27 protein-coding genes are annotated in these 18,752 nt (G+C 66.0%); 1 reads left to right on the top strand and 26 read right to left on the bottom strand.

All coding sequences use genetic code 11. The features are described from left to right. Positions 1-94: 94 nt before the first annotated feature. The 3 genes from glmM to rplM form a co-directional block, all read right to left on the bottom strand. Positions 95-1,453: a phosphoglucosamine mutase gene (gene glmM / locus OG734_RS30155; protein ID WP_330290587.1), complete on the bottom strand. Its 1,359-nt coding sequence runs from the start codon at positions 1,451-1,453 to the stop codon at positions 95-97. A 298-nt stretch (positions 1,454-1,751) separates the two neighbouring features. Beyond that, the gene (rpsI, locus tag OG734_RS30150) at positions 1,752-2,288 is read right to left on the bottom strand and encodes a 30S ribosomal protein S9 (RefSeq protein WP_330290586.1); all 537 of its coding nucleotides are present in this window, start codon (positions 2,286-2,288) and stop codon (positions 1,752-1,754) included. Positions 2,289-2,330: 42 nt separating this feature from the next. Then, on the bottom strand, positions 2,331-2,774 hold the full coding sequence (gene rplM / locus OG734_RS30145; protein WP_006376008.1) for a 50S ribosomal protein L13: 444 nt from the start codon (positions 2,772-2,774) through the stop codon (positions 2,331-2,333). 417 nt (positions 2,775-3,191) lie between these two features. Between rplM and OG734_RS30140 the strand changes: the two genes are divergently transcribed. Beyond that, complete coding sequence (locus tag OG734_RS30140; RefSeq protein WP_330290585.1) at positions 3,192-4,145, top strand: hypothetical protein; 954 nt, start codon at positions 3,192-3,194, stop codon at positions 4,143-4,145. 86 nt (positions 4,146-4,231) lie between these two features. Here the strand turns inward: OG734_RS30140 and truA are convergent, their stop codons facing one another. The 23 genes from truA to rplP form a co-directional block, all read right to left on the bottom strand. Next, complete coding sequence (gene truA / locus OG734_RS30135) at positions 4,232-5,089, bottom strand: tRNA pseudouridine(38-40) synthase TruA (RefSeq protein ID WP_330290584.1); 858 nt, start codon at positions 5,087-5,089, stop codon at positions 4,232-4,234. Between the two features lie 92 nt (positions 5,090-5,181). Further along, the gene (gene rplQ, locus OG734_RS30130; RefSeq protein WP_330290583.1) at positions 5,182-5,703 is read right to left on the bottom strand and encodes a 50S ribosomal protein L17; all 522 of its coding nucleotides are present in this window, start codon (positions 5,701-5,703) and stop codon (positions 5,182-5,184) included. A 207-nt stretch (positions 5,704-5,910) separates the two neighbouring features. Next, complete coding sequence (locus tag OG734_RS30125) at positions 5,911-6,933, bottom strand: DNA-directed RNA polymerase subunit alpha (protein ID WP_330290582.1); 1,023 nt, start codon at positions 6,931-6,933, stop codon at positions 5,911-5,913. A 130-nt stretch (positions 6,934-7,063) separates the two neighbouring features. Beyond that, positions 7,064-7,468, bottom strand: a complete 405-nt coding sequence (rpsK, locus tag OG734_RS30120) for a 30S ribosomal protein S11 (RefSeq protein WP_006376016.1) — start codon at positions 7,466-7,468, stop codon at positions 7,064-7,066. Between the two features lie 69 nt (positions 7,469-7,537). Further along, complete coding sequence (rpsM, locus tag OG734_RS30115; protein WP_053746337.1) at positions 7,538-7,918, bottom strand: 30S ribosomal protein S13; 381 nt, start codon at positions 7,916-7,918, stop codon at positions 7,538-7,540. 224 nt (positions 7,919-8,142) lie between these two features. After that, on the bottom strand, positions 8,143-8,256 hold the full coding sequence (rpmJ, locus tag OG734_RS30110; RefSeq protein ID WP_003998809.1) for a 50S ribosomal protein L36: 114 nt from the start codon (positions 8,254-8,256) through the stop codon (positions 8,143-8,145). Positions 8,257-8,431: 175 nt separating this feature from the next. Next, positions 8,432-8,653: a translation initiation factor IF-1 gene (gene infA, locus OG734_RS30105; protein ID WP_003948620.1), complete on the bottom strand. Its 222-nt coding sequence runs from the start codon at positions 8,651-8,653 to the stop codon at positions 8,432-8,434. Between the two features lie 1,268 nt (positions 8,654-9,921). Continuing rightward, positions 9,922-10,758, bottom strand: a complete 837-nt coding sequence (gene map, locus OG734_RS30100) for a type I methionyl aminopeptidase (RefSeq protein WP_330290581.1) — start codon at positions 10,756-10,758, stop codon at positions 9,922-9,924. A gap of 246 nt (positions 10,759-11,004) precedes the next feature. Then, on the bottom strand, positions 11,005-11,667 hold the full coding sequence (locus tag OG734_RS30095) for an adenylate kinase (RefSeq protein ID WP_330290580.1): 663 nt from the start codon (positions 11,665-11,667) through the stop codon (positions 11,005-11,007). Next, the gene (secY, locus tag OG734_RS30090) at positions 11,667-12,983 is read right to left on the bottom strand and encodes a preprotein translocase subunit SecY (protein WP_330293841.1); all 1,317 of its coding nucleotides are present in this window, start codon (positions 12,981-12,983) and stop codon (positions 11,667-11,669) included. The genes OG734_RS30095 and secY overlap by 1 nt, the downstream gene beginning before the upstream one ends. Before the next feature lie 243 nt (positions 12,984-13,226). Beyond that, entirely contained in the window at positions 13,227-13,682 is a 456-nt protein-coding gene (gene rplO, locus OG734_RS30085; protein WP_067437940.1) for a 50S ribosomal protein L15, read from the bottom strand. Between the two features lie 2 nt (positions 13,683-13,684). After that, positions 13,685-13,867 (bottom strand): 50S ribosomal protein L30, encoded by a 183-nt coding sequence (gene rpmD / locus OG734_RS30080; protein ID WP_006376032.1) that lies wholly within the window; start codon positions 13,865-13,867, stop codon positions 13,685-13,687. Beyond that, complete coding sequence (gene rpsE, locus OG734_RS30075; RefSeq protein WP_006376045.1) at positions 13,867-14,472, bottom strand: 30S ribosomal protein S5; 606 nt, start codon at positions 14,470-14,472, stop codon at positions 13,867-13,869. The genes rpmD and rpsE overlap by 1 nt, the downstream gene beginning before the upstream one ends. Positions 14,473-14,543: 71 nt before the next feature. Then, positions 14,544-14,930: a 50S ribosomal protein L18 gene (gene rplR, locus OG734_RS30070; protein ID WP_330290579.1), complete on the bottom strand. Its 387-nt coding sequence runs from the start codon at positions 14,928-14,930 to the stop codon at positions 14,544-14,546. A gap of 3 nt (positions 14,931-14,933) precedes the next feature. Continuing rightward, entirely contained in the window at positions 14,934-15,473 is a 540-nt protein-coding gene (rplF, locus tag OG734_RS30065; protein WP_105974516.1) for a 50S ribosomal protein L6, read from the bottom strand. Positions 15,474-15,494: 21 nt separating this feature from the next. Then, positions 15,495-15,893 (bottom strand): 30S ribosomal protein S8, encoded by a 399-nt coding sequence (rpsH, locus tag OG734_RS30060; RefSeq protein WP_010986352.1) that lies wholly within the window; start codon positions 15,891-15,893, stop codon positions 15,495-15,497. Positions 15,894-16,112: 219 nt separating this feature from the next. Next, complete coding sequence (locus tag OG734_RS30055) at positions 16,113-16,298, bottom strand: type Z 30S ribosomal protein S14 (protein ID WP_003948630.1); 186 nt, start codon at positions 16,296-16,298, stop codon at positions 16,113-16,115. Between the two features lie 5 nt (positions 16,299-16,303). Then, the gene (rplE, locus tag OG734_RS30050) at positions 16,304-16,861 is read right to left on the bottom strand and encodes a 50S ribosomal protein L5 (RefSeq protein ID WP_330293840.1); all 558 of its coding nucleotides are present in this window, start codon (positions 16,859-16,861) and stop codon (positions 16,304-16,306) included. Beyond that, positions 16,858-17,181 carry a 50S ribosomal protein L24 gene (rplX, locus tag OG734_RS30045; protein ID WP_052839850.1) on the bottom strand — a complete coding sequence of 108 codons (324 nt, stop codon included), beginning with the start codon at positions 17,179-17,181 and terminating at the stop codon, positions 16,858-16,860. The genes rplE and rplX overlap by 4 nt, the downstream gene beginning before the upstream one ends. 2 nt (positions 17,182-17,183) lie before the next feature. Continuing rightward, on the bottom strand, positions 17,184-17,552 hold the full coding sequence (gene rplN / locus OG734_RS30040; protein WP_006376015.1) for a 50S ribosomal protein L14: 369 nt from the start codon (positions 17,550-17,552) through the stop codon (positions 17,184-17,186). Between the two features lie 267 nt (positions 17,553-17,819). Then, complete coding sequence (rpsQ, locus tag OG734_RS30035; protein ID WP_330290578.1) at positions 17,820-18,107, bottom strand: 30S ribosomal protein S17; 288 nt, start codon at positions 18,105-18,107, stop codon at positions 17,820-17,822. Next, positions 18,107-18,331 (bottom strand): 50S ribosomal protein L29, encoded by a 225-nt coding sequence (gene rpmC, locus OG734_RS30030; RefSeq protein WP_003998824.1) that lies wholly within the window; start codon positions 18,329-18,331, stop codon positions 18,107-18,109. The genes rpsQ and rpmC overlap by 1 nt, the downstream gene beginning before the upstream one ends. Continuing rightward, a complete protein-coding gene (gene rplP / locus OG734_RS30025) occupies positions 18,331-18,750 on the bottom strand; it encodes a 50S ribosomal protein L16 (protein ID WP_319206662.1) in 420 nt (139 codons plus the stop codon). Before rplP ends, rpmC begins: the two co-directional genes overlap by 1 nt. Positions 18,751-18,752 lie beyond the last annotated feature (2 nt).

The raw sequence follows: 18,752 nt of genomic DNA, 5'->3' as shown, positions 1-18,752 counted from the left end.
GCCCGACAGGGGCGCGGGGAACTGCGCGACAAGCCACAACGAACCCGCAGCCCGCGACGAAACAGATCCCCCACCCCCAACCCGGCACCGCGAACTACCCCAACGCCGACTTCACAACATCCGCCAACCGCCCAGCCACAGACCGAGCCTGATCAATATCCGCAGCCTCAACCATCACCCGAACCAACGGCTCAGTCCCGGAAGGCCGCAACAACACCCGCCCCGTAGCCCCAAGTTCCCGCTCAGCCTCCGCCACCGCGGCCGTCAGCTCCGCAGACGACCCCACCCGCGTCCGGTCAACATCCGGCACATTCACCAGCACCTGCGGCAACCGCTCCATCACTGCCGCAAGATCCCGCAGCGTACGACCGGTCTGCGCGACCCGAGCCGCCAGCAACAGCCCCGTCAGCGTCCCGTCACCCGTCGTGGCGTGATCCCAGATGATCACATGCCCGGACTGCTCGCCGCCGAGCGCGTACCCGTGCTCCTTCATCTCCTCCAGGACGTACCGGTCCCCGACCGCCGTCTGGATGATGGACAGCCCCTCGCGCTCCATCGCCAGTTTGAAGCCCAGGTTGGACATGACCGTCGCGACCACGGTGTCGGCGCGCAGTGCGGACCGCTCCCGCATCGCCAGCGCGAGTACGGCCATGATCTGGTCGCCGTCCACCTCCGCGCCGGTGTGGTCGACGGCGAGGCAGCGGTCGGCGTCGCCGTCGTGAGCGATGCCCAGGTCGGCGCCGTGTTCGAGGACGGCGGCCTGGAGCTTGCCGAGGTGGGTGGACCCGTAGCCGTCGTTGATGTTGAGGCCGTCCGGATCCGCGCCGATGGTGACGATCTCGGCACCGGCCCGGGTGAACACCTCGGGTGAGACCAGACTGGCAGCGCCGTGCGCCTCGTCCAGCACCACCTTCAGACCGTCCAGTCGGTTAGGAAGCGCGCCGACGAGATGGGAGACGTACTGCTCGAAGCCCTCGTCGTACGACCGCACGCGGCCCACGCCCCCGCCGGTCGGGCGGTCCCAGGGAGCGCCGGTGCGGTGCTCCTCGTACGTGGTCTCGATCCGCTCCTCCAGCTCGTCGTCGAGTTTGTGGCCGCCACGGGCCAGGAACTTGACGCCGTTGTCGGGCATGGCGTTGTGGCTGGCGGAGAGCATCACGCCGAGGTCGGCGCCCAGCTCGGCGGTGAGGAACGCGACCGCCGGGGTGGGCAGCACACCGACCAGCAGAACGTCGACGCCCGCGCTGGCGAGGCCCGCGACCACGGCGGCCTCCAGGAACTCTCCTGACGCACGTGGGTCCCGTCCGACCACGGCGACCGGCCGGTGGCCCTCGAACGAACCCGCCTCGGCGAGTACGTGGGCCGCCGCTACGGACAGGCCGAGAGCCATCTCGGCTGTCAGGTCCGCGTTGGCGACACCGCGCACGCCGTCCGTGCCGAAGAGTCGTCCCACTGGTGTCCTCCGAAGGTGCTGGGAATGTGCGCACTGTACATACGGCTCATGCGCTGAGGGGCCTGTGTGTCGTGCGGCTCATGCCGAGTGTCCATGCCGGACCTGGCTACGTATATCCCCTGTGCCTGTTTCCAAGCTGTCGGGATCGTTCCGCAAACCTGCGCCGCAGGCCTGTGATAGGTAGCCATGAGCCTCTGATAAGTAACGTCCCCTGTAAACGAACCGCCCCGACGGCACGAAAAGTGCCGCCGGGGCGATGCGTACGAGACGTATGAAACGTCCGAGAACAGCGGAGCGATTAACGCTTGCTGTACTGCGGGGCCTTGCGGGCCTTCTTGAGACCGGCCTTCTTGCGCTCGACCGCACGGTCGTCGCGACGGAGGAAGCCGGCCTTCTTGAGGGCGCCGCGGTTGTTGTCCACGTCGGCCTCGTTCAGCGCGCGGGCCACGCCGAGGCGCAGGGCACCGGCCTGACCGGAGACGCCGCCACCCGTGATGCGGGCGACAACGTCGTAGCGGTTGTCGAGCTCGAGCACCTTGAAGGGCTCGTTGACTTCCTGCTGGTGCACCTTGTTGGGGAAGTAGTCCTCAAGGGTGCGACCGTTGATCTTCCACTTGCCGGTGCCCGGGACGATCCGGACGCGGGCGATGGCGTTCTTGCGACGGCCCAGGCCGGCGGCCGGCTGCGGGTCGCCGAAGCGACCGTCAAGGGCCTCCGCGTACTCGCCCTCGACGACGGGCGCCTCGGACTCGGTGGTGTAGCTCTCGACGTCGGCGTTCTCGAACTCGACATCGGCGTTCTCGTCGAGCGGCTGCTCGACAGTGGTCTCGGCCACGATTCTCCTCAGAATTCTTTACGTCTTAGGGGGTGGCCGGAACTACTGCGCGACCTGGGTGATCTCGAACGGCACCGGCTGCTGGGCAGCGTGGGGGTGCTGGTCGCCCGAGTAGACCTTCAGCTTCGACAGGCACTGACGGCCCAGGGTGTTCTTGGGGATCATGCCCTTGATGGCCTTCTCGACGGCCTTCTCGGGGTTCTTCGCCAGAAGCTCGTCGTAACGGACGGAACGCAGACCACCCGGGTAACCGGAGTGGCGGTACGCCATCTTCTGGGTCTTCTTGTTGCCGGAGAGGTGCACCTTGTCGGCGTTGATGATGATGACGAAGTCACCAGCGTCGACGTGGGGCGCGTAAATCGGCTTGTGCTTGCCGCGCAGAATGTTCGCGGCAGTGGTGGCCAGACGGCCCAGGACGACATCCTGGGCGTCGATGACGTACCACTGGCGAGTGATGTCGCCGGGCTTAGGGCTGAACGTACGCACTTCGTAGCCTTCGCTTCTTCAGTGGATGGGTCCTGACACATGGCATCACTGAAGCGATCGTGCAGCTGGGGACGACAGTGCCGGGAACAATGCCCGTATGCCGCCCACTGGAAACTGCTCCAGGGAACCTACGTAAGGGCCTCTCGTGTGAGAACGACCAAGCCGATACGCATAACGAACGCCCAGGCTACCCGCGCAGCCCCGGACGGGTCAAAACGAGCCCGGCGGGCACCGGGCGAACGCAAGCAGACGGCCACGTGTAGACCCGCCCAACGACCGCCGCAACGGACAGTACGGGCCGGTGCGTGAGAAACCCTCCTGAACCCCGACCGAACCCCGACCGCGTTGCCCCTGTGGCCCATGAGAAGGCCCTGAGACGCATCGGCACAGGGGTTGCACGGCGTCTAAGATGCGCCCATGAGCTTTGGGCAGGGGGGACCTCAGTGGGATCCCTGGAAACCGAGTAACCCGCAACAACCGTGGGACGACCAGAGCGGCCGGACCTCGCAGCCGTCCTGGGAAGACCAGAACGGCCGGGCCCCGCAGCAGCAGCCGTGGGGCGGTCAGTTCGGCGACCAGGCCCCCGACTGGGCGGCGCTCGCCGACGCGTCCGAGACCCGTAACAGACGCCGCAGACTCCTGCTGATCGTCGGGGCCGCGGTGGCCACCGTCGGTGTGGGCGCGGCCGTCGCCATGGCCGTGGTCAACGCGGACGGCAACAGCGAGGCCTCCAACAAACCGACCTCCGGCCTGCCCCCCACCGCGGCCATCCCGAGCGACACCGCCTCGGCGGCACCGTCGTTCGCACCGACCAGCGCCCCGCCACCGCTGGATCCGAAGGACTTCATATCCAGTGTGAAGAAGGACACGGCGCCCCTGGCTCCGGACGTCCTCTTCCCCGGTACGCAGCTGACGATGGGCGAGCGCCTCTACAAGAAGGGCCCGACCGCCGACACGACGAACTGTGCGTCGGCCGCGAAGAACACCCTTCCGAAGATCCTCAAGGACAACAGGTGCACGCGCTTCCTGCGCGTCACGTACAGCAAGGACGGCATCGCGGTGACGGTCGGCGTGGCCGTCTTCGACACCGAGGCCCAGGCCACGAAGGTCAAGGCCACGGCGGACAAGAAGAGCATCGTCGAGTCCCTGTCCGGTGGCGGTGTCCCGACCTTCTGCCGCGCGGCGATCTGCCGCTCGACGACCAACTCCTACGGCCGCTACGCCTACTTCACGATCTCCGGTTTCACCGACGGCAAGAACGTGACGACGAAGAGCACGCCGGTCTTCACCACCGGCGACGACCTGGCCGAGTTCGCCTTCCGCCAGATCAGACGGCGCGGCGAGGCACAGGCCTCGGCGGCCAGCCAGTAGTAGGTACGCCCCCCGAAATGGCCGACGATCACCGATCGTCGGCCGTTTCGTCACGGGATGACGCGAAACGGCCGCCCCCGCCTACTTCAGGAAGCTCCTCGGTGCACCTCGCCCCGCACCCGCCGAGCCTCAAGCTGGCGCCCGGCAAGCAACTCGTCCGCCGGATAGGCGACCTCCTCCAAGGTCAGCCCATACGGCCGTACGACATGCACGGCACTGTCCCGCACGCGACCGTCGAGAACCTTCCTGGGCCACTCCACCCCCCGATGCCCGTCGCCCACGAACAGCAGCGCGCCGACCATGGACCGCACCTGGTTGTGGCAGAAGGCGTCGGCGCGTACCTCGATCTCGACGATGCCGTCCAGCCGCCGGCGCACCCCGAAGTCGAGGATCTCGCGAACCGTCGACGCGCCCTCGCGCTTCTTCGCGTACGCGGCGAAGTCATGTTCCCCCACAAGGGACTTGGCGGCGGCGTCCATCGCGAGGACATCCAACTCCCAGTCGTGCCAGAGCACATGGTTGCGCAACAGCGGATCCACACCACCGGCCCGATCACCGACCCGGTACACGTAACGCCGCCACAAAGCAGCAAACCGAGCATTGAACCCAACCGGCGCCTCGGCAACACGCCACACCCGCACATCTTTGCCGAGCCGCCCGGCAAGCCGCTTGAGCAACTTCTCCTGGTGCTCGCCCCACAGCTCAGCGGGCAGATCGACGTGGGCGACCTGCCCTCGCGCATGCACCCCGGCATCGGTACGCCCGGCCACTGTCAGTTCGTACGCGGTCTCCCCGGACCGCGTCACGGTCCGCAGGGCGTCCTCGATCTCCCCCTGTACGGTCCGCCGTCCCCCGGCCTGCTTGGCCCACCCGGAGAACGCGGTCCCGTCGTAGGAAAGGTCCAGCCGCACCCGTACGAACCCGGGCTGTACGTCATCGCTCACACGGAGATCCTCTCAGCAACAAAAAAGCGGGCCCGCCCTCGAAAGGAACGGACCCGCTTCTAAGGGGGCGCGGGACTGTGTCCCGCAGACGCTTACGCGTCCTTGGACTCCTCGGCGGCCTCGTCGGCCGGCTTGGCGTCCTCGACGACCTCTTCGGCAGCCTCGGTCTCAACCGGGGCGTCCTTCTTGAGGGTGTCTTCCTTGACGGCACGCTTGGTCGCCGCCTCGGCCTCACCGGTGGCCTGCTGGGCCACGGTCAGGGCCTCCACCAGCTCGATGACAGCCATGGGCGCGTTGTCGCCACGACGGTTACCGATCTTGGTGATACGGGTGTAGCCACCCGGGCGGTTCTCGTAGCGCGGGCCGATCTCGGTGAAGAGCGTGTGGACGATGCTCTTGTCCGTGATGACCTGGAGCACCTGACGGCGGTTGTGAAGGTCGCCCTTCTTCGCCTTGGTGACCAGACGCTCGGCGTACGGACGAAGCCGGCGCGCCTTCGCCTCGGTGGTCGTGATCTTGCCGTGCTCGAAGAGCGACTTCGCGAGGTTCGCAAGAAGCAGCTTCTCGTGCGCGGCACTGCCGCCCAGACGGGCACCCTTGGCGGGCTTCGGCATGATCTTTCTCCTTGTTGTCTGCCCCGGCCGTATCAGGTACCAGAGTCAGTGTCCGAGCAGGCGATCACCTGTCGGAGATCCGGGAGCAGCCCCGAAGGGGCGATCCCGGAAGGGGCGCGGGGCGGTGTCGATATGCGACTCCGTCGCGTGGGGCGCGACAAGCCACAGCGCACCCGCACCCAAAATCAAACCGCGAGTCCCGAGCTCTCAGTACTGCTCGGTCTCCACGAAGCCCGCATCCACGTCATCGTCGGCACCAAAGGCATCGACGGCCGCGGTCGGGTCAAACCCGGGAGGCGAGTCCTTGAGCGCAAGACCCATCCCAGCGAGCTTAGCCTTGACCTCGTCGATCGACTTCGCACCGAAGTTGCGGATGTCGAGCAGGTCCGCCTCGGAACGAGCCACGAGCTCACCCACGGAGTGGATGCCCTCACGCTTGAGGCAGTTGTACGACCGAACGGTGAGCTCGAGCTCCTCGATCGGCAGCGCAAGATCAGCAGCCAGCGCGGCATCGGTCGGGGACGGGCCCATGTCGATGCCCTCGGCGTCGATGTTGAGCTCACGGGCAAGCCCGAACAGCTCGACAAGCGTCTTACCGGCAGAAGCCATGGCGTCCCGGGGGCGCATGGCCTGCTTGGTCTCGACGTCGACGATCAGCTTGTCGAAGTCGGTGCGCTGCTCGACACGCGTGGCCTCGACCTTGTACGTGACCTTGAGAACCGGCGAGTAGATCGAGTCGACCGGGATACGCCCGATCTCCTGACCCACCTGCTTGTTCTGCACTGCGGAGACGTAGCCGCGACCGCGCTCGACGGTCAGCTCCATCTCCAGCTTGCCCTTGCCGTTGAGCGTGGCGAGGACGAGGTCGGGGTTGTGCACCTCGACACCGGCCGGCGGCGCGATGTCGGCGGCAGTGACGAGACCAGGGCCCTGCTTGCGCAGGTACATGACGACCGGCTCATCCTGCTCGCTGCTCACGACGAGCTGCTTGAGGTTGAGGATGAGGTCGGTGACGTCTTCCTTGACACCCGGCACGGTGGTGAACTCGTGCAGAACGCCGTCGATACGGATGCTGGTGACAGCCGCACCCGGGATCGACGAGAGAAGGGTCCGGCGGAGGGAGTTACCGAGGGTGTAGCCGAAGCCCGGCTCCAGCGGCTCGATGATGAACCGGGAGCGGAACTCGTCGACGACCTCTTCGGTCAACGAGGGACGCTGAGCGATCAGCATTTTGAGATCCTTCAGTCATGGACACCCGCTATTTGATGCCCGACTAGTACTACAAGGGTACGGGCGATACGGCTCCAAGGAGCCATACCGCCCGAAACCTCAAACCGCCAAGCCGCAGCCGAACGTCAGATCAGACGCGACGGCGCTTGGGCGGACGGCAGCCGTTGTGCGGGGTGGGGGTGACGTCCTGGATGGAGCCGACCTCAAGACCGGTCGCCTGAAGCGAACGGATGGCCGTCTCGCGACCCGAACCCGGGCCCTTGACGAAGACGTCGACCTTGCGCATGCCGTGCTCCTGCGCGCGACGGGCGGCCGACTCAGCGGCCATCTGCGCGGCGAAGGGGGTGGACTTGCGCGAGCCCTTGAAGCCGACATGGCCGGCGGAGGCCCAGGAGATCACGTTGCCCGCGGGGTCGGTGATCGAGACGATCGTGTTGTTGAACGTGCTCTTGATGTGCGCGTGCCCGTGAGCGACGTTCTTCTTTTCCTTGCGGCGCACCTTCTTGGCAGCGCCCTGACGACCCTTGGGGGGCATCTAATTCTCCTACGGGGAGGTGGTCGGTCCTACAGCGAAGACCGCTGGTGAAGCGTTGTCCGCTGAGGACTACTTCTTGCCCGGCTTCTTCTTGCCGGCGATGGCGCGACGCGGGCCCTTGCGGGTACGAGCGTTCGTGCTGGTGCGCTGACCGTGGACGGGCAGGCCACGGCGGTGGCGAATACCCTGGTAGCAGCCGATCTCGATCTTGCGGCGAATGTCGCCCTGGATCTCGCGACGGAGGTCACCCTCGGTCTTGATGTTGGCGTCCACGTACTCGCGGATCGCGACGAGCTGCTCCTCGGAGAGGTCCCGAACACGGGTGTTCGGGTCCACGCCAGTCTCCGCCAGCGTCAGCTGGGAGAGGGTCCGGCCGATGCCGAACACGTAGGTGAGGGCGACCTCCACACGCTTTTCACGCGGGATGTCAACACCGGAAACGCGTGCCATTCAATGGCTCCAGTTGTCGTTCGGAGGTCTTCCACAAAGCCGTTTCCCAGCCGCCGTATGAGGTACGAACTGGGTCCCCGGCCTCCGACCGGGGGTGTCAGCTCCACTGAACGATGATCGAACTACAAACTACGGATCACCGAACTTCGGACCTGGGCCCTGCGTATGAACATGTACTGCTCGCGTCGCGCGAATTTCTGCGGGTGCAGAAGGTGGGTCGTGCGTCAGCCCTGGCGCTGCTTGTGGCGCGGGTTCTCGCAGATGACCATGACCCGACCATGACGGCGGATCACCCTGCACTTGTCGCAGATCTTCTTGACGCTCGGCTTGACCTTCATGGGATGAGGTTCTCCGGGTCAGTGCCCCACGCCAGGTGCAGACGGAGGGCGAGAATAAAGATCTACTTGTATTGCTGGAGTTACTCTCCAGGATCGCTCCGGAAAGTTTGACGGGTGAGACCTGTCCGGCGACGACCCTCCCGGCCGTCGAGGCGAGTACGGGACTCGCCCAAACTCACTTGTACCGGTAGACGATCCGGCCACGAGTCAGGTCGTACGGAGACAGCTCCACCACGACCCGGTCGTCAGGGAGGATGCGGATGTAGTGCATACGCATCTTGCCGCTGATGTGTGCCAGGACCTGGTGGCCGTTCTGGAGCTCAACCTTGAACATGGCGTTCGGAAGAGACTCGACGACAGTGCCCTCGATCTCGATGGCACCTTGCTTCTTGGCCACGCTTCGCCCTTCGAATCGACTACCTTGATCGACTCCCTTGCGTTCCCCCTGAGGGGCGCATGCGGACATGCGGGTGCACGAGAGCCGACGAGTCAGTCTACGTCAGCACACCCGGAAAGACGAATCGAGGAAGAGTGCCCCACAGGGGTGATCCTTAACCAACAGGGGGCCCCACAACGCCCCAACCACCCAAAAGCGCCCACCGACACAAAGCCGGTGGGCCCCACAGCAGTGCGGCCGGCCGGAGAGCACCCGCTCTCAAGGTCCGACCCCGAAGCCGTGAGCTGGGAGCGCAAGGGGAGACGCCCCGCGTGGGGCACAGGACCGACTCTCGGGACCGGGCACAGGGGCAGCCCCACCGGGACCTCGGTGCGCAACCCCGACCGGGCACACGGGACGCAGCCCCCCACCGGAATCCAGAGGCGTAGCCCAGGCCGAGCACAGGGGACGCAGCCCCGAGGGGGCGCAGGGGACACAGTCCCCGCCGGGGCGCAGGGACGAAGCCCCGGCCCTGACACAAGGGACCCAGCCCCGAGGGGGTTCGGGGGAACACACCCCCGGAGTCAGAGGCGAAGCCCAGGCCGAGCACAGGGGCCCCAGCCCCGAGGGGGTGCAGGGGACACAGTCCTCGCCGGAGTCAGAGCGAAGCCCCCGGCCCTGGCACAGGGGACGCAGCCCTCACCCGGGGTACAGGAGCGCCGCCCCGGGCCTGGCACAGGGGACACACCCCGAGGGGGATGCACCACAGTCCCTCGGGGTCCAGGGACGAAGCCCCGGGCCCGGGTCCAGGGGTGCAGCCCCAGCCGGGGCCAGGGACGCAGCCCCAGCCGGGCGGGGTCAGGGACACAGCCCCGAGCGGGGGGTCAGGGACACAGCCCCGGGCCCGGGTGCAGGGGCGCAGCCCCAGCCGGGCGGAGTCAGGGACACAGCCCCGAGCGGGGGGCCAAGGGCGCAGCCCCGGGCCGGCGTGCAGGGGACGCAGTCCCCGCCGGGGTTCAGGGGCGCAGCCCCAGCCGGGCGGAGTCAGAGGCGCAGCCCCGGGCGGGGGTTCAGGGGCGCATCCCCGGGCCGGCGTGCAGGGGCGCAGCCCCAGCCGGGCGGAGTCAAGGGCGCAGCCCCGAGCGGGGGGGGCCAAGGGCGCAGCCCCGGGCCGGGGTGCAGGGGACGCAGTCCCCGCCGGGGGTCCAGGGGGCTGCGCCCCCTGGCCGGGGCGAAGGGGCGGAGCCCCTGGGGATGGGACGGGTAGGGGCGGCGGGGGCGAAGAAGACCTACGCCAGCGGATCCGGCGCCGCAGTCACGCCATGCTCCGCCAACTTCGCCTTCCCCCCGTCGGGAGACGTAAGCACCAACGGCCCCGCCTCCGTCAACGCCACCGAGTGCTCCCAGTGCGACGACCACGTCCCGTCCGTCGTGATGACCGTCCAGTCGTCCTCAAGCACTGCCGTCTTCGGCGTACCCAACGACACCATCGGCTCGATGGCGAGACAGAATCCGGGGACCAGCTTCGGCCCCTTCCCCCGCTTGCGCTCGACGTAGTTCAGCAGATGCGGGTCCATGTGCATCTCGGTCCCGATGCCATGCCCGCCGTAGTCCTCGATGATCCCGTACCGCCCGCCACCCGCCTTGGGCTGGCGACGGATGTACGTCTCAATCGCCCGCGAGACATCCACCAACCGGTTCCCCAGCTTCATCGCGGCGATCCCCGCCCACATCGACTCCTCCGTCACCCGGGACAGCTCGATCAGCTCCGGCGCATGCCCGGACCCGACGAACGCCGTGTACGCCGCGTCCCCGTGCCAGCCGTCGACGATCGCGCCGCAGTCGATGGAGATGATGTCCCCGTCCTTCAGCACGACCTCGTCGGACGGGATGCCGTGGACGACGACCTCGTTGACGGAGGTGCAGATGGTGGCCGGGAACCCGCCGTACCCAAGGAAGTTCGGCTTCGCGTTGTGCTCCGCGAGCACCTTCCGCGCGACCTGATCCAGATCCTTCGTACTGGCACCCGGCACGGCCGCCTCACGAGTGGCCGCGTGGATGGCGGCGACGACAAGCCCCGCCTCGCGCATCTTGGCGATCTGCTCGGGGGTCTTGATCTGCACCATGGGGACTACGGCCTTTCTTGGACCGATTGGACTGATGAGGCTGACGAAGCGGCCGAAGCCGCCGAAGCGGCCGGAACTGCCGAAGCCGCCGGAACTGCCGAAGCCGCCGGAACTGCCAAGCGAAGAAACACACTCAACGAGTGACGAGCCAACGATACGGCGACCCGCCCCCACGCAGCAGCCGCGGTCCCCTGACAGGAAACCGCGGCTGTCCGACGTAAAAATCCCACGTAAAAACCGGAAGGACTACTCGCCCTCGCCGTCACCCTTCAGCGCGGCCATCGCCTTGCCGGTGACGTCCTCCACCTTGCCGAGCGCCGAGATCGTCACCACGAGGCCCTGGACCTTGTAGTAGTCGATGATCGGCTCCGTCTGGGTGTGGTAGACCTCCAGCCGCTTGCGAACCGTCTCCTCGGAGTCGTCGTCCCGCTGGTACAGCTCGCCGCCGCAGACGTCACAGACGCCCTCGGCCTTCGGCGACTGGTACGTCACGTGGAAGACATGCGCCGAGTCGTTACGGCAGATGCGGCGGCCGGCGATGCGCTTGACCACCTCGTCCTCGGGGACCTCCAGGTCGAGAACCGCGTCCAGCTTCATGGACTCGGCCTTGAGCATCTCGTCCAGCGCCTCGGCCTGCGAAACGTTCCGCGGGAAGCCGTCCAGCAGAAAGCCGTTCACCGCGTCGGACTGCTCCATGCGGTCCTTGGCCATCGCGATCGTGACCTCGTCCGGCACCAGGTTGCCCGCGTCCATGTAGGACTTCGCGAGTTTCCCGAGTTCCGTCTGCTTGCTGATGTTGGCCCGGAAGAGGTCGCCCGTGGAGATGTGCGGGATCGACAGGTTCTTGGCGAGGAACGCGGCCTGCGTTCCCTTCCCGGCACCAGGCGGCCCGACGAGGACGATTCGCATCAGCGGAGGAACCCTTCGTAATTGCGCTGCTGGAGCTGGCTCTCAATCTGCTTCACGGTCTCAAGACCGACACCCACGATGATCAGGATGCTGGTCCCGCCGAACGGGAAGTTCTGGTTTGCATTGAAACCAACCAACGCCATCGTCGGTACGAGAGCGATTAGACCCAGGTACAGCGAACCCGGCCAGGTGATCCGGTTGAGTACGTAGCTCAGGTACTCAGCGGTCGGCCGACCAGCCCGGATGCCCGGGATGAAGCCACCATACTTCTTCATGTTGTCGGCTACTTCTTCGGGGTTGAAGGAGATGGCGACATAGAAGAACGCGAAGAAAACGATCAGCGTGAAGTACGTGGCGATGTAAATCGGGTGGTCACCCTTGGTCAGGTTCTGCTCGATCCATGTCTTCCAGCCGGAGGTGCCGCCGGAGAACTGCGCGATCAGCGCGGGAATGTAGAGCAGTGACGAGGCAAAGATCACAGGGATGATGCCGGCCTGGTTGACCTTGAGCGGGATGTACGTCGACGTGCCACCGTAGGACCGGCGGCCGATCATGCGCTTCGCGTACTGGACCGGAATACGGCGCTGAGCCTGCTCGACGAAGACCACCAGCGCGACCATGACGAGGCCGACGGCGATGACCGTGCCGAACTCGATCCAGCCGCCCGCCAGGTCGCCCTGGGTCTTGATGGCCCACAGCGCGGACGGGAAGGTGGCGGCGATCGAGATGAACATCAGGATGGACATGCCGTTGCCGATACCGCGGTCGGTGATGAGCTCACCGAGCCACATGACGACGGCCGTACCGGCGGTCATGGTGACGACCATGGTGATGGTCACGAAGATCGACTGGTCCGGGACGATCTCGTTGGCCACCTGGCAGCCGCTGAAGAGCGCACCGCTGCGCGCGGTGGCTACCAGGCCGGTGCCCTGGAGGATGGCGAGAGCCACTGTCAGGTAACGGGTGTACTGCGTGATCTTCGCTGTGCCCGCCTGGCCCTCCTTCTTGAGGGCCTCCAGACGCGGGATCACCACCGTCAGCAGCTGCAGAATGATGCTCGCCGTGATGTACGGCATGATGCCCAGCGCGAAGATCGTGATCTGCAGCAGCGCCCCGCCGCTGAACATGTTCACCAGACCGAACAGGCCCTGGCTTCCGCCCTTCGCGACGTCGATACACGTCTGGACGTTCTGATAGTCGACACCTGGGATCGGGATGTGCGTACCCACCCGATAGACCACGATGATGCCGAGCGTGAAGAGCAGCTTCTTGCGCAGGTCGGGCGTCTTGAACGCCCGGGCGAACGCGGTGAGCACGGTGCCTCCTGCGACCCCCGCGCTACTGCGTAGAGGTGACGGTTTTGAGGTTCGACGAATACGTTGACAGATAACTAACAGCCGAGAGGGGTCCGGAGTTCCTCGCGAACAGAACGGACTCGACTTGACAGTGCTGGCCACCTTACCGGCGACCATGCTTCCTAGGAACGACCAACCGGGGATACCCCATTTGTGGGGTACCCCCGGTAGGGATCGCTCAGGTCATCGAGACGCCTGTGGTGTTCAGAGCAGCTCGGTGACGGTACCGCCGGCGGCGGTGATCTTCTCCTTGGCGGAGCCGGAGACGGCGTCGACCGTCACCTGCAGCGCCACGGAGATCTCGCCCTGGCCGAGGACCTTGACGAGGCTGTTCTTGCGAACGGCACCCTTGGCGACGAGTCCCTCGACGGTGACCTCGCCACCCTCCGGGTACAGCGCGCCCAGCTTGTCGAGGTTCACGACCTGGTACTCGGTCTTGAACGGGTTCTTGAAGCCCTTGAGCTTCGGGAGACGCATGTGGAGGGGCATCTGGCCACCCTCGAAGCGCTCCGGAACCTGGTAACGGGCCTTCGTGCCCTTGGTACCACGTCCAGCCGTCTTACCCTTCGACGCCTCACCACGACCCACACGGGTCTTGGCGGTCTTGGCGCCGGGGGCAGGACGGAGGTTGTGGATCTTGAGCGGGTTGTTCTCCGCCATGATCAGTCGACCTCCTCAACCGTCACGAGGTGGCGGACGGTGTGAACCATTCCGCGGAACTCGGGGCGGTCCTCCTTGACGACCACGGTGTTGATCCCCTTGAGACCAAGGGACCGCAGGGTGTCACGGTGGTTCTGCTTGCTGCCGATGTACGACTTCGTCTGCGTGACCTTGAGGCGAGCCATTACGCACCCGCTCCCGCACGCGCACGGAGCAGAGCCGCGGGGGCGACGTCCTCGAGGGGCAGACCACGGCGAGCCGCAATCTCCTCGGGACGCTGCAGGCCCTTGAGGGCCGCCACGGTCGCGTGCACGATGTTGATCGCGTTGGACGAGCCGAGCGACTTCGACAGGATGTCGTGAACGCCGGCGCACTCGAGGACAGCACGCACCGGGCCACCGGCGATAACGCCGGTACCGGGGGAAGCAGGCTTGAGCAGGACGACGCCCGCGGCCTTCTCGCCCGTGATCGGGTGCGGGATGGTGCCCTGGATGCGGGGGACCTTGAAGAAGTGCTTCTTGGCCTCTTCAACACCCTTGGCGATCGCGGCCGGCACCTCCTTGGCCTTGCCGTAACCGACACCGACGGTGCCATCGCCATCGCCCACTACGACGAGCGCAGTGAAGCTGAAGCGACGACCACCCTTCACAACCTTGGCGACGCGGTTGATCGCGACAACGCGCTCAACGTACGCGGTCTTCTCGGCGGCAGCAGCGCCGCCGTCACGGCCCTTCCGGTCCCGCCGCTCGCCGCCACCGGCACCGCTTCCGCGGCGCTGGGGTCCAGCCATTGGATTACCTCTCTCTTTTTCCGCTAGCTACGCTGCGCTGCGACGGTTAAGTCGCGAGCGCGACGGGCGGCTCAGAACTTGAGCCCGGCTTCGCGGGCGGCGTCGGCCAGGGCGGCGATACGCCCGGCGTACCGGCTGCCACCACGGTCGAACACGACGGCCTCGACACCTGCGGCCTTGGCACGCTCGGCGACGAGTGCGCCGACCTTGCCTGCCTGCGCCGACTTGTCTTCGCCCTCGCCACCGCGGATCGAGGCGTCCAGGGTCGACGCCGACGCCAGGGTGTGACCCTGGATGTCGTCGATGACCTGGGCCACGATGTGGCGGTTCGAGCGGGTTACAACCAGGCGGGGACGCTCAGCCGTTCCGTTGACCTTCTTACGGATCCGGATGTGACGCCGCTTGATGGCAGCACGCTTGTAAGCGTCGCCCTTAGCGATCTTCGTACCGTATGCCATGGCTTACTTACCCGCCTTTCCGACCTTGCGGCGGATGACTTCGCCCTCGTACTTGACACCCTTGGCCTTGTACGGGTCGGGCTTGCGCAGCTTGCGGATGTTGGCCGCAACCTCGCCGACCTTCTGCTTGTCGATGCCCTCGACCGAGAACCGCGTCGGGTTCTCGACCTTGAAGCTGATGCCCTCGGGCGCTTCGACGGTGATCGGGTGGCTGTAGCCGAGCGCGAACTCGAGGCTCGTGCCCTTCGCCGCCACGCGGTAACCGACACCGCTGATCTCGAGCTTCTTCACGTAACCCGCGGTCACGCCGGTGATCATGTTCGCCACCAGCGTGCGGGACAGGCCGTGCAGGGCCTTGTTCTGACGCTCGTCGTTGGGGCGGGTGACGTTGAGAACGCCGTCCTCACCCTTGGCGATGTCGATCGGCGCAGCGACGGTGTGGGAGAGGGAGCCCTTGGGGCCCTTCACCTGGACCGTGCGGCCATCGATGGTGACGTCCACGCCGGCGGGAACCGTGATGGGGAGCTTGCCAATACGCGACATAGCTGTTTCCTCCGTTCCCTTCTACCAGACGTAGGCGAGGACTTCTCCGCCTACGCCCTTCTTGCCGGCCTGCTTGTCGGTGAGGAGACCGTGCGACGTGGAGATGATCGCCACGCCCAGGCCGCCGAGCACCTTCGGCAGGTTGGTGGACTTCGCGTAAACCCGGAGACCGGGCTTGGAGATCCGCTTGATGCCCGCGATGGAGCGCTCACGGTTCGGGCCGAACTTCAGCTCGAGAACGAGGTTCTTGCCGACCTCGGCGTCCTCGACCTTCCAGCCCGTGATGAAGCCCTCCTGCTGGAGGATCTCCGCGATGTGCGACTTGATCTTGCTGTGCGGCATACCCACGGTGTCGTGGTATGCCGAGTTCGCGTTACGCAGACGAGTCAGCATGTCCGCGATCGGATCAGTCATGGTCATGAATTGGCCTTCGGCCTCTCTCGCCGGGGTTTCCTGAATGCGCCATCCCTCTCCCCACTCACTCAGTGGCGGGACGGGTGCGGTGCGGGGGACCTACGGCGTAGTAAGTCGTACGGGCGGCAATCAGGCGCCCAACCCTCCAAGCCTAAGCCATGAAAGGGTGGGCGCCTGACACGCCCATTGCTTACCGAGAGCTTCGGGAATCCCTAGAAAACGGGATTACCAGGAGCTCTTGGTCACGCCCGGCAGCTCGCCACGGTGAGCCATCTCACGAAGGCACACGCGGCACAGGCCGAACTTGCGGTACACGGAGTGCGGACGACCACAGCGCTGGCAGCGCGTGTAGCCACGTACGCCGAACTTGGGCTTACGAGCAGCCTTGGCAATCAGAGCCTTCTTCGCCATCTCGCTTACGCCTCCTTGAAGGGGAAGCCGAGGTGACGGAGGAGCGCGCGGCCCTCAGCGTCGTTGGTCGCCGTGGTCACCACGGTGATGTCCATACCCCGGGTGCGGTCGATCTTGTCCTGGTCGATCTCGTGGAACATGACCTGCTCGGTGAGACCGAAGGTGTAGTTGCCACGGCCGTCGAACTGCTTGGGAGACAGACCACGGAAGTCGCGGATGCGCGGCAGCGCGAGCGACAGGGTGCGGTCCAGGAACTCCCACATGCGGTCGCCACGAAGCGTGACGTGGGCACCGATCGGCTGACCCTCACGCAGCTTGAACTGCGCGATGGACTTGCGGGCCTTGGTGACGGCCGGCTTCTGACCGGTGATCGTGGTGAGGTCGCGGATGGCGCCCTCGATCAGCTTGGAGTCGCGGGCGGCGTCGCCCACACCCATGTTGACCACGATCTTGACGAGGCCGGGGATCTGCATGACGTTCTCGTAGGAGAACTCCTCACGCAGCTTGCCCGCGATGTCCTCGCGGTACTTCGTCTTGAGACGCGGAGTGGTGGTAGTCATCAGATGTCCTCACCCGTCCGCTTGGCAACGCGGATCTTGTTGCCCTCGTCGTCGAAGCGGTAACCGACACGCGTGACAACCTTGTTGCCGTCCTTCTCAACGACCAGCTGGACGTTGGAGACGTGGACGGGCGCCTCGGTCGTGACGATGCCGCCGGCCTGCGAACCGCGAGCGGTCGGGCCGGCCTTGGTGTGCTTCTTGACCCGGTTGACACCCTCGACCAGGACGCGGTCCTCACGGGGGAAGGCCGCGATGACCTTGCCCTGCTTGCCCTTGTCCTTACCGGTGATGACCTGAACCAGGTCGCCCTTCTTGATCTTCATGCTTACAGCACCTCCGGCGCGAGCGAGATGATCTTCATGAACTTCTTCTCGCGCAGCTCCCGGCCGACCGGGCCGAAGATACGGGTGCCACGAGGGTCGCCGTCGTTCTTCAGAACAACAGCGGCGTTCTCGTCGAAGCGGATGTACGAGCCGTCCGGACGGCGGCGCTCCTTGACGGTGCGAACGATGACGGCCTTGATGACGTCACCCTTCTTCACGTTGCCACCGGGGATCGCGTCCTTGACGGTGGCGACGATCACGTCGCCGATGCCCGCGTAGCGGCGACCGGAGCCACCGAGGACACGGATGCAAAGGATTTCCTTCGCACCAGTGTTGTCGGCGACACGCAGTCGCGACTCCTGCTGGATCACGTCTATCTCCTGATTGTCTGCCGGTTCCCGGCGAGCTCCGCAAGGGTTCTGCGGAGCTCACCGAGCCTGGCGGAACTGTCCTGCGGGTAGCCCCCGCAGGAATTTACTTGGGCCGCCCGGCGGGCTGCGTAAGTCACTCACGCTGCTTGCGCGCGTGATTCACGCAGCCCATCCGGTTTCCGGCCGGAGTTCCGTAAGTCGACTTACGGACTACGGAACTCCACCCGGGGCGGCGAGTCTGTCTGCGGGGGTTCAGTCCCGCAGGGACTACTTGGCCTTCTCGAGGATCTCGACGATGCGCCAGCGCTTCGTCGAGGACAGCGGCCGGGTCTCCATGAGGAGGACACGGTCGCCGACGCCGGCGGCGTTCTGCTCGTCGTGGGCCTTGAGCTTGCTCGTACGGCGGATGACCTTGCCGTACAGCGCGTGCTTCACGCGGTCCTCGACGGCGACGACGACGGTCTTGTCCATCTTGTCGCTGACGACGAGACCCTCACGGGTCTTGCGGAAGCCACGGGCTTCGGTGCTCTGCTCAGTCACGTTGCTCTCGCTCATCAGGCGCTCTCCACCGTTTCGATGCCCAGCTCGCGCTCACGCATCAGGGTGTAGATCCGCGCGATGTCCTTACGGACGGCCTTGAGCCGACCGTGGTTCTCGAGCTGACCGGTCGCCGCCTGGAAGCGGAGGTTGAACAGCTCTTCCTTGGCTTCGCGGAGCTTCGCAAGAAGCTCCTCGTCACCCAGTTCGCGCAGCTCGGACGCCTTGGTACCGGCCGACATCACGCTTCACCTGCCTCGCGCTTGACGATCCGGCACTTCATCGGCAGCTTGTGGGCTGCGCGAGTGAGGGCCTCACGGGCGATCTTCTCGTTGGGGTAGGACAGTTCGAACATGACCCGACCGGGGTGCACGTTCGCGATCCACCACTCCGGAGAACCCTTACCGGAACCCATGCGGGTCTCGGCAGGCTTCTTCGTGAGCGGGCGGTCCGGATAGATGTTGATCCAGACCTTGCCGCCACGCTTGATGTGGCGGGTCATCGCGATACGGGCCGCCTCGATCTGGCGGTTGGTCACGTACGCCGGCGTGACGGCCTGAATGCCGTACTCGCCGAACGCGACCGTCGTACCACCCTTGGACATGCCACGACGCTTCGGGTGGTGCTGCTTGCGGTGCTTGACCCTACGGGGGATCAGCATTT

The sequence above is a fragment of the Streptomyces sp. NBC_00576 genome, assembly GCF_036345175.1.
GTDB lineage: Bacteria > Actinomycetota > Actinomycetes > Streptomycetales > Streptomycetaceae > Streptomyces.
The sequence above is the reverse complement of the archived record's forward strand: the minus strand, read 5'-3'. Positions and strand labels throughout refer to the sequence as shown.

Excerpts from the sequence above, each read along its gene's own strand:
- rpsQ (WP_330290578.1), bottom strand. The coding sequence starts at position 18,107 with ATGAGCGAGAGCAACGTGACTGAGCAGAGCACCGAAGCCCGTGGCTTC.
- rplO (WP_067437940.1), bottom strand. The coding sequence starts at position 13,682 with ATGGCGGAGAACAACCCGCTCAAGATCCACAACCTCCGTCCTGCCCCC.
- OG734_RS30055 (WP_003948630.1), bottom strand. The coding sequence starts at position 16,298 with ATGGCGAAGAAGGCTCTGATTGCCAAGGCTGCTCGTAAGCCCAAGTTC.
- map (WP_330290581.1), bottom strand. The coding sequence starts at position 10,758 with ATGGTGCAGATCAAGACCCCCGAGCAGATCGCCAAGATGCGCGAGGCG.
- rpmD (WP_006376032.1), bottom strand. The coding sequence starts at position 13,867 with ATGGCTCGCCTCAAGGTCACGCAGACGAAGTCGTACATCGGCAGCAAG.
- rplP (WP_319206662.1), bottom strand. The coding sequence starts at position 18,750 with ATGCTGATCCCCCGTAGGGTCAAGCACCGCAAGCAGCACCACCCGAAG.
- rplF (WP_105974516.1), bottom strand. The coding sequence starts at position 15,473 with ATGTCGCGTATTGGCAAGCTCCCCATCACGGTTCCCGCCGGCGTGGAC.
- rpsK (WP_006376016.1), bottom strand. The coding sequence starts at position 7,468 with ATGCCCCCCAAGGGTCGTCAGGGCGCTGCCAAGAAGGTGCGCCGCAAG.
- rpsM (WP_053746337.1), bottom strand. The coding sequence starts at position 7,918 with ATGGCACGCGTTTCCGGTGTTGACATCCCGCGTGAAAAGCGTGTGGAG.
- rpmJ (WP_003998809.1), bottom strand. The coding sequence starts at position 8,256 with ATGAAGGTCAAGCCGAGCGTCAAGAAGATCTGCGACAAGTGCAGGGTG.
- rplX (WP_052839850.1), bottom strand. The coding sequence starts at position 17,181 with ATGAAGATCAAGAAGGGCGACCTGGTTCAGGTCATCACCGGTAAGGAC.
- rpsH (WP_010986352.1), bottom strand. The coding sequence starts at position 15,893 with ATGACCATGACTGATCCGATCGCGGACATGCTGACTCGTCTGCGTAAC.
- rpmC (WP_003998824.1), bottom strand. The coding sequence starts at position 18,331 with ATGTCGGCCGGTACCAAGGCGTCCGAGCTGCGCGAACTGGGTGACGAG.
- rplQ (WP_330290583.1), bottom strand. The coding sequence starts at position 5,703 with ATGCCGAAGCCCGCCAAGGGTGCCCGTCTGGGCGGCAGTGCCGCGCAC.
- OG734_RS30095 (WP_330290580.1), bottom strand. The coding sequence starts at position 11,667 with ATGCGAATCGTCCTCGTCGGGCCGCCTGGTGCCGGGAAGGGAACGCAG.
- OG734_RS30125 (WP_330290582.1), bottom strand. The coding sequence starts at position 6,933 with ATGCTGATCGCTCAGCGTCCCTCGTTGACCGAAGAGGTCGTCGACGAG.
- OG734_RS30140 (WP_330290585.1), top strand. The coding sequence starts at position 3,192 with ATGAGCTTTGGGCAGGGGGGACCTCAGTGGGATCCCTGGAAACCGAGT.
- rplR (WP_330290579.1), bottom strand. The coding sequence starts at position 14,930 with ATGGCATACGGTACGAAGATCGCTAAGGGCGACGCTTACAAGCGTGCT.
- rpsE (WP_006376045.1), bottom strand. The coding sequence starts at position 14,472 with ATGGCTGGACCCCAGCGCCGCGGAAGCGGTGCCGGTGGCGGCGAGCGG.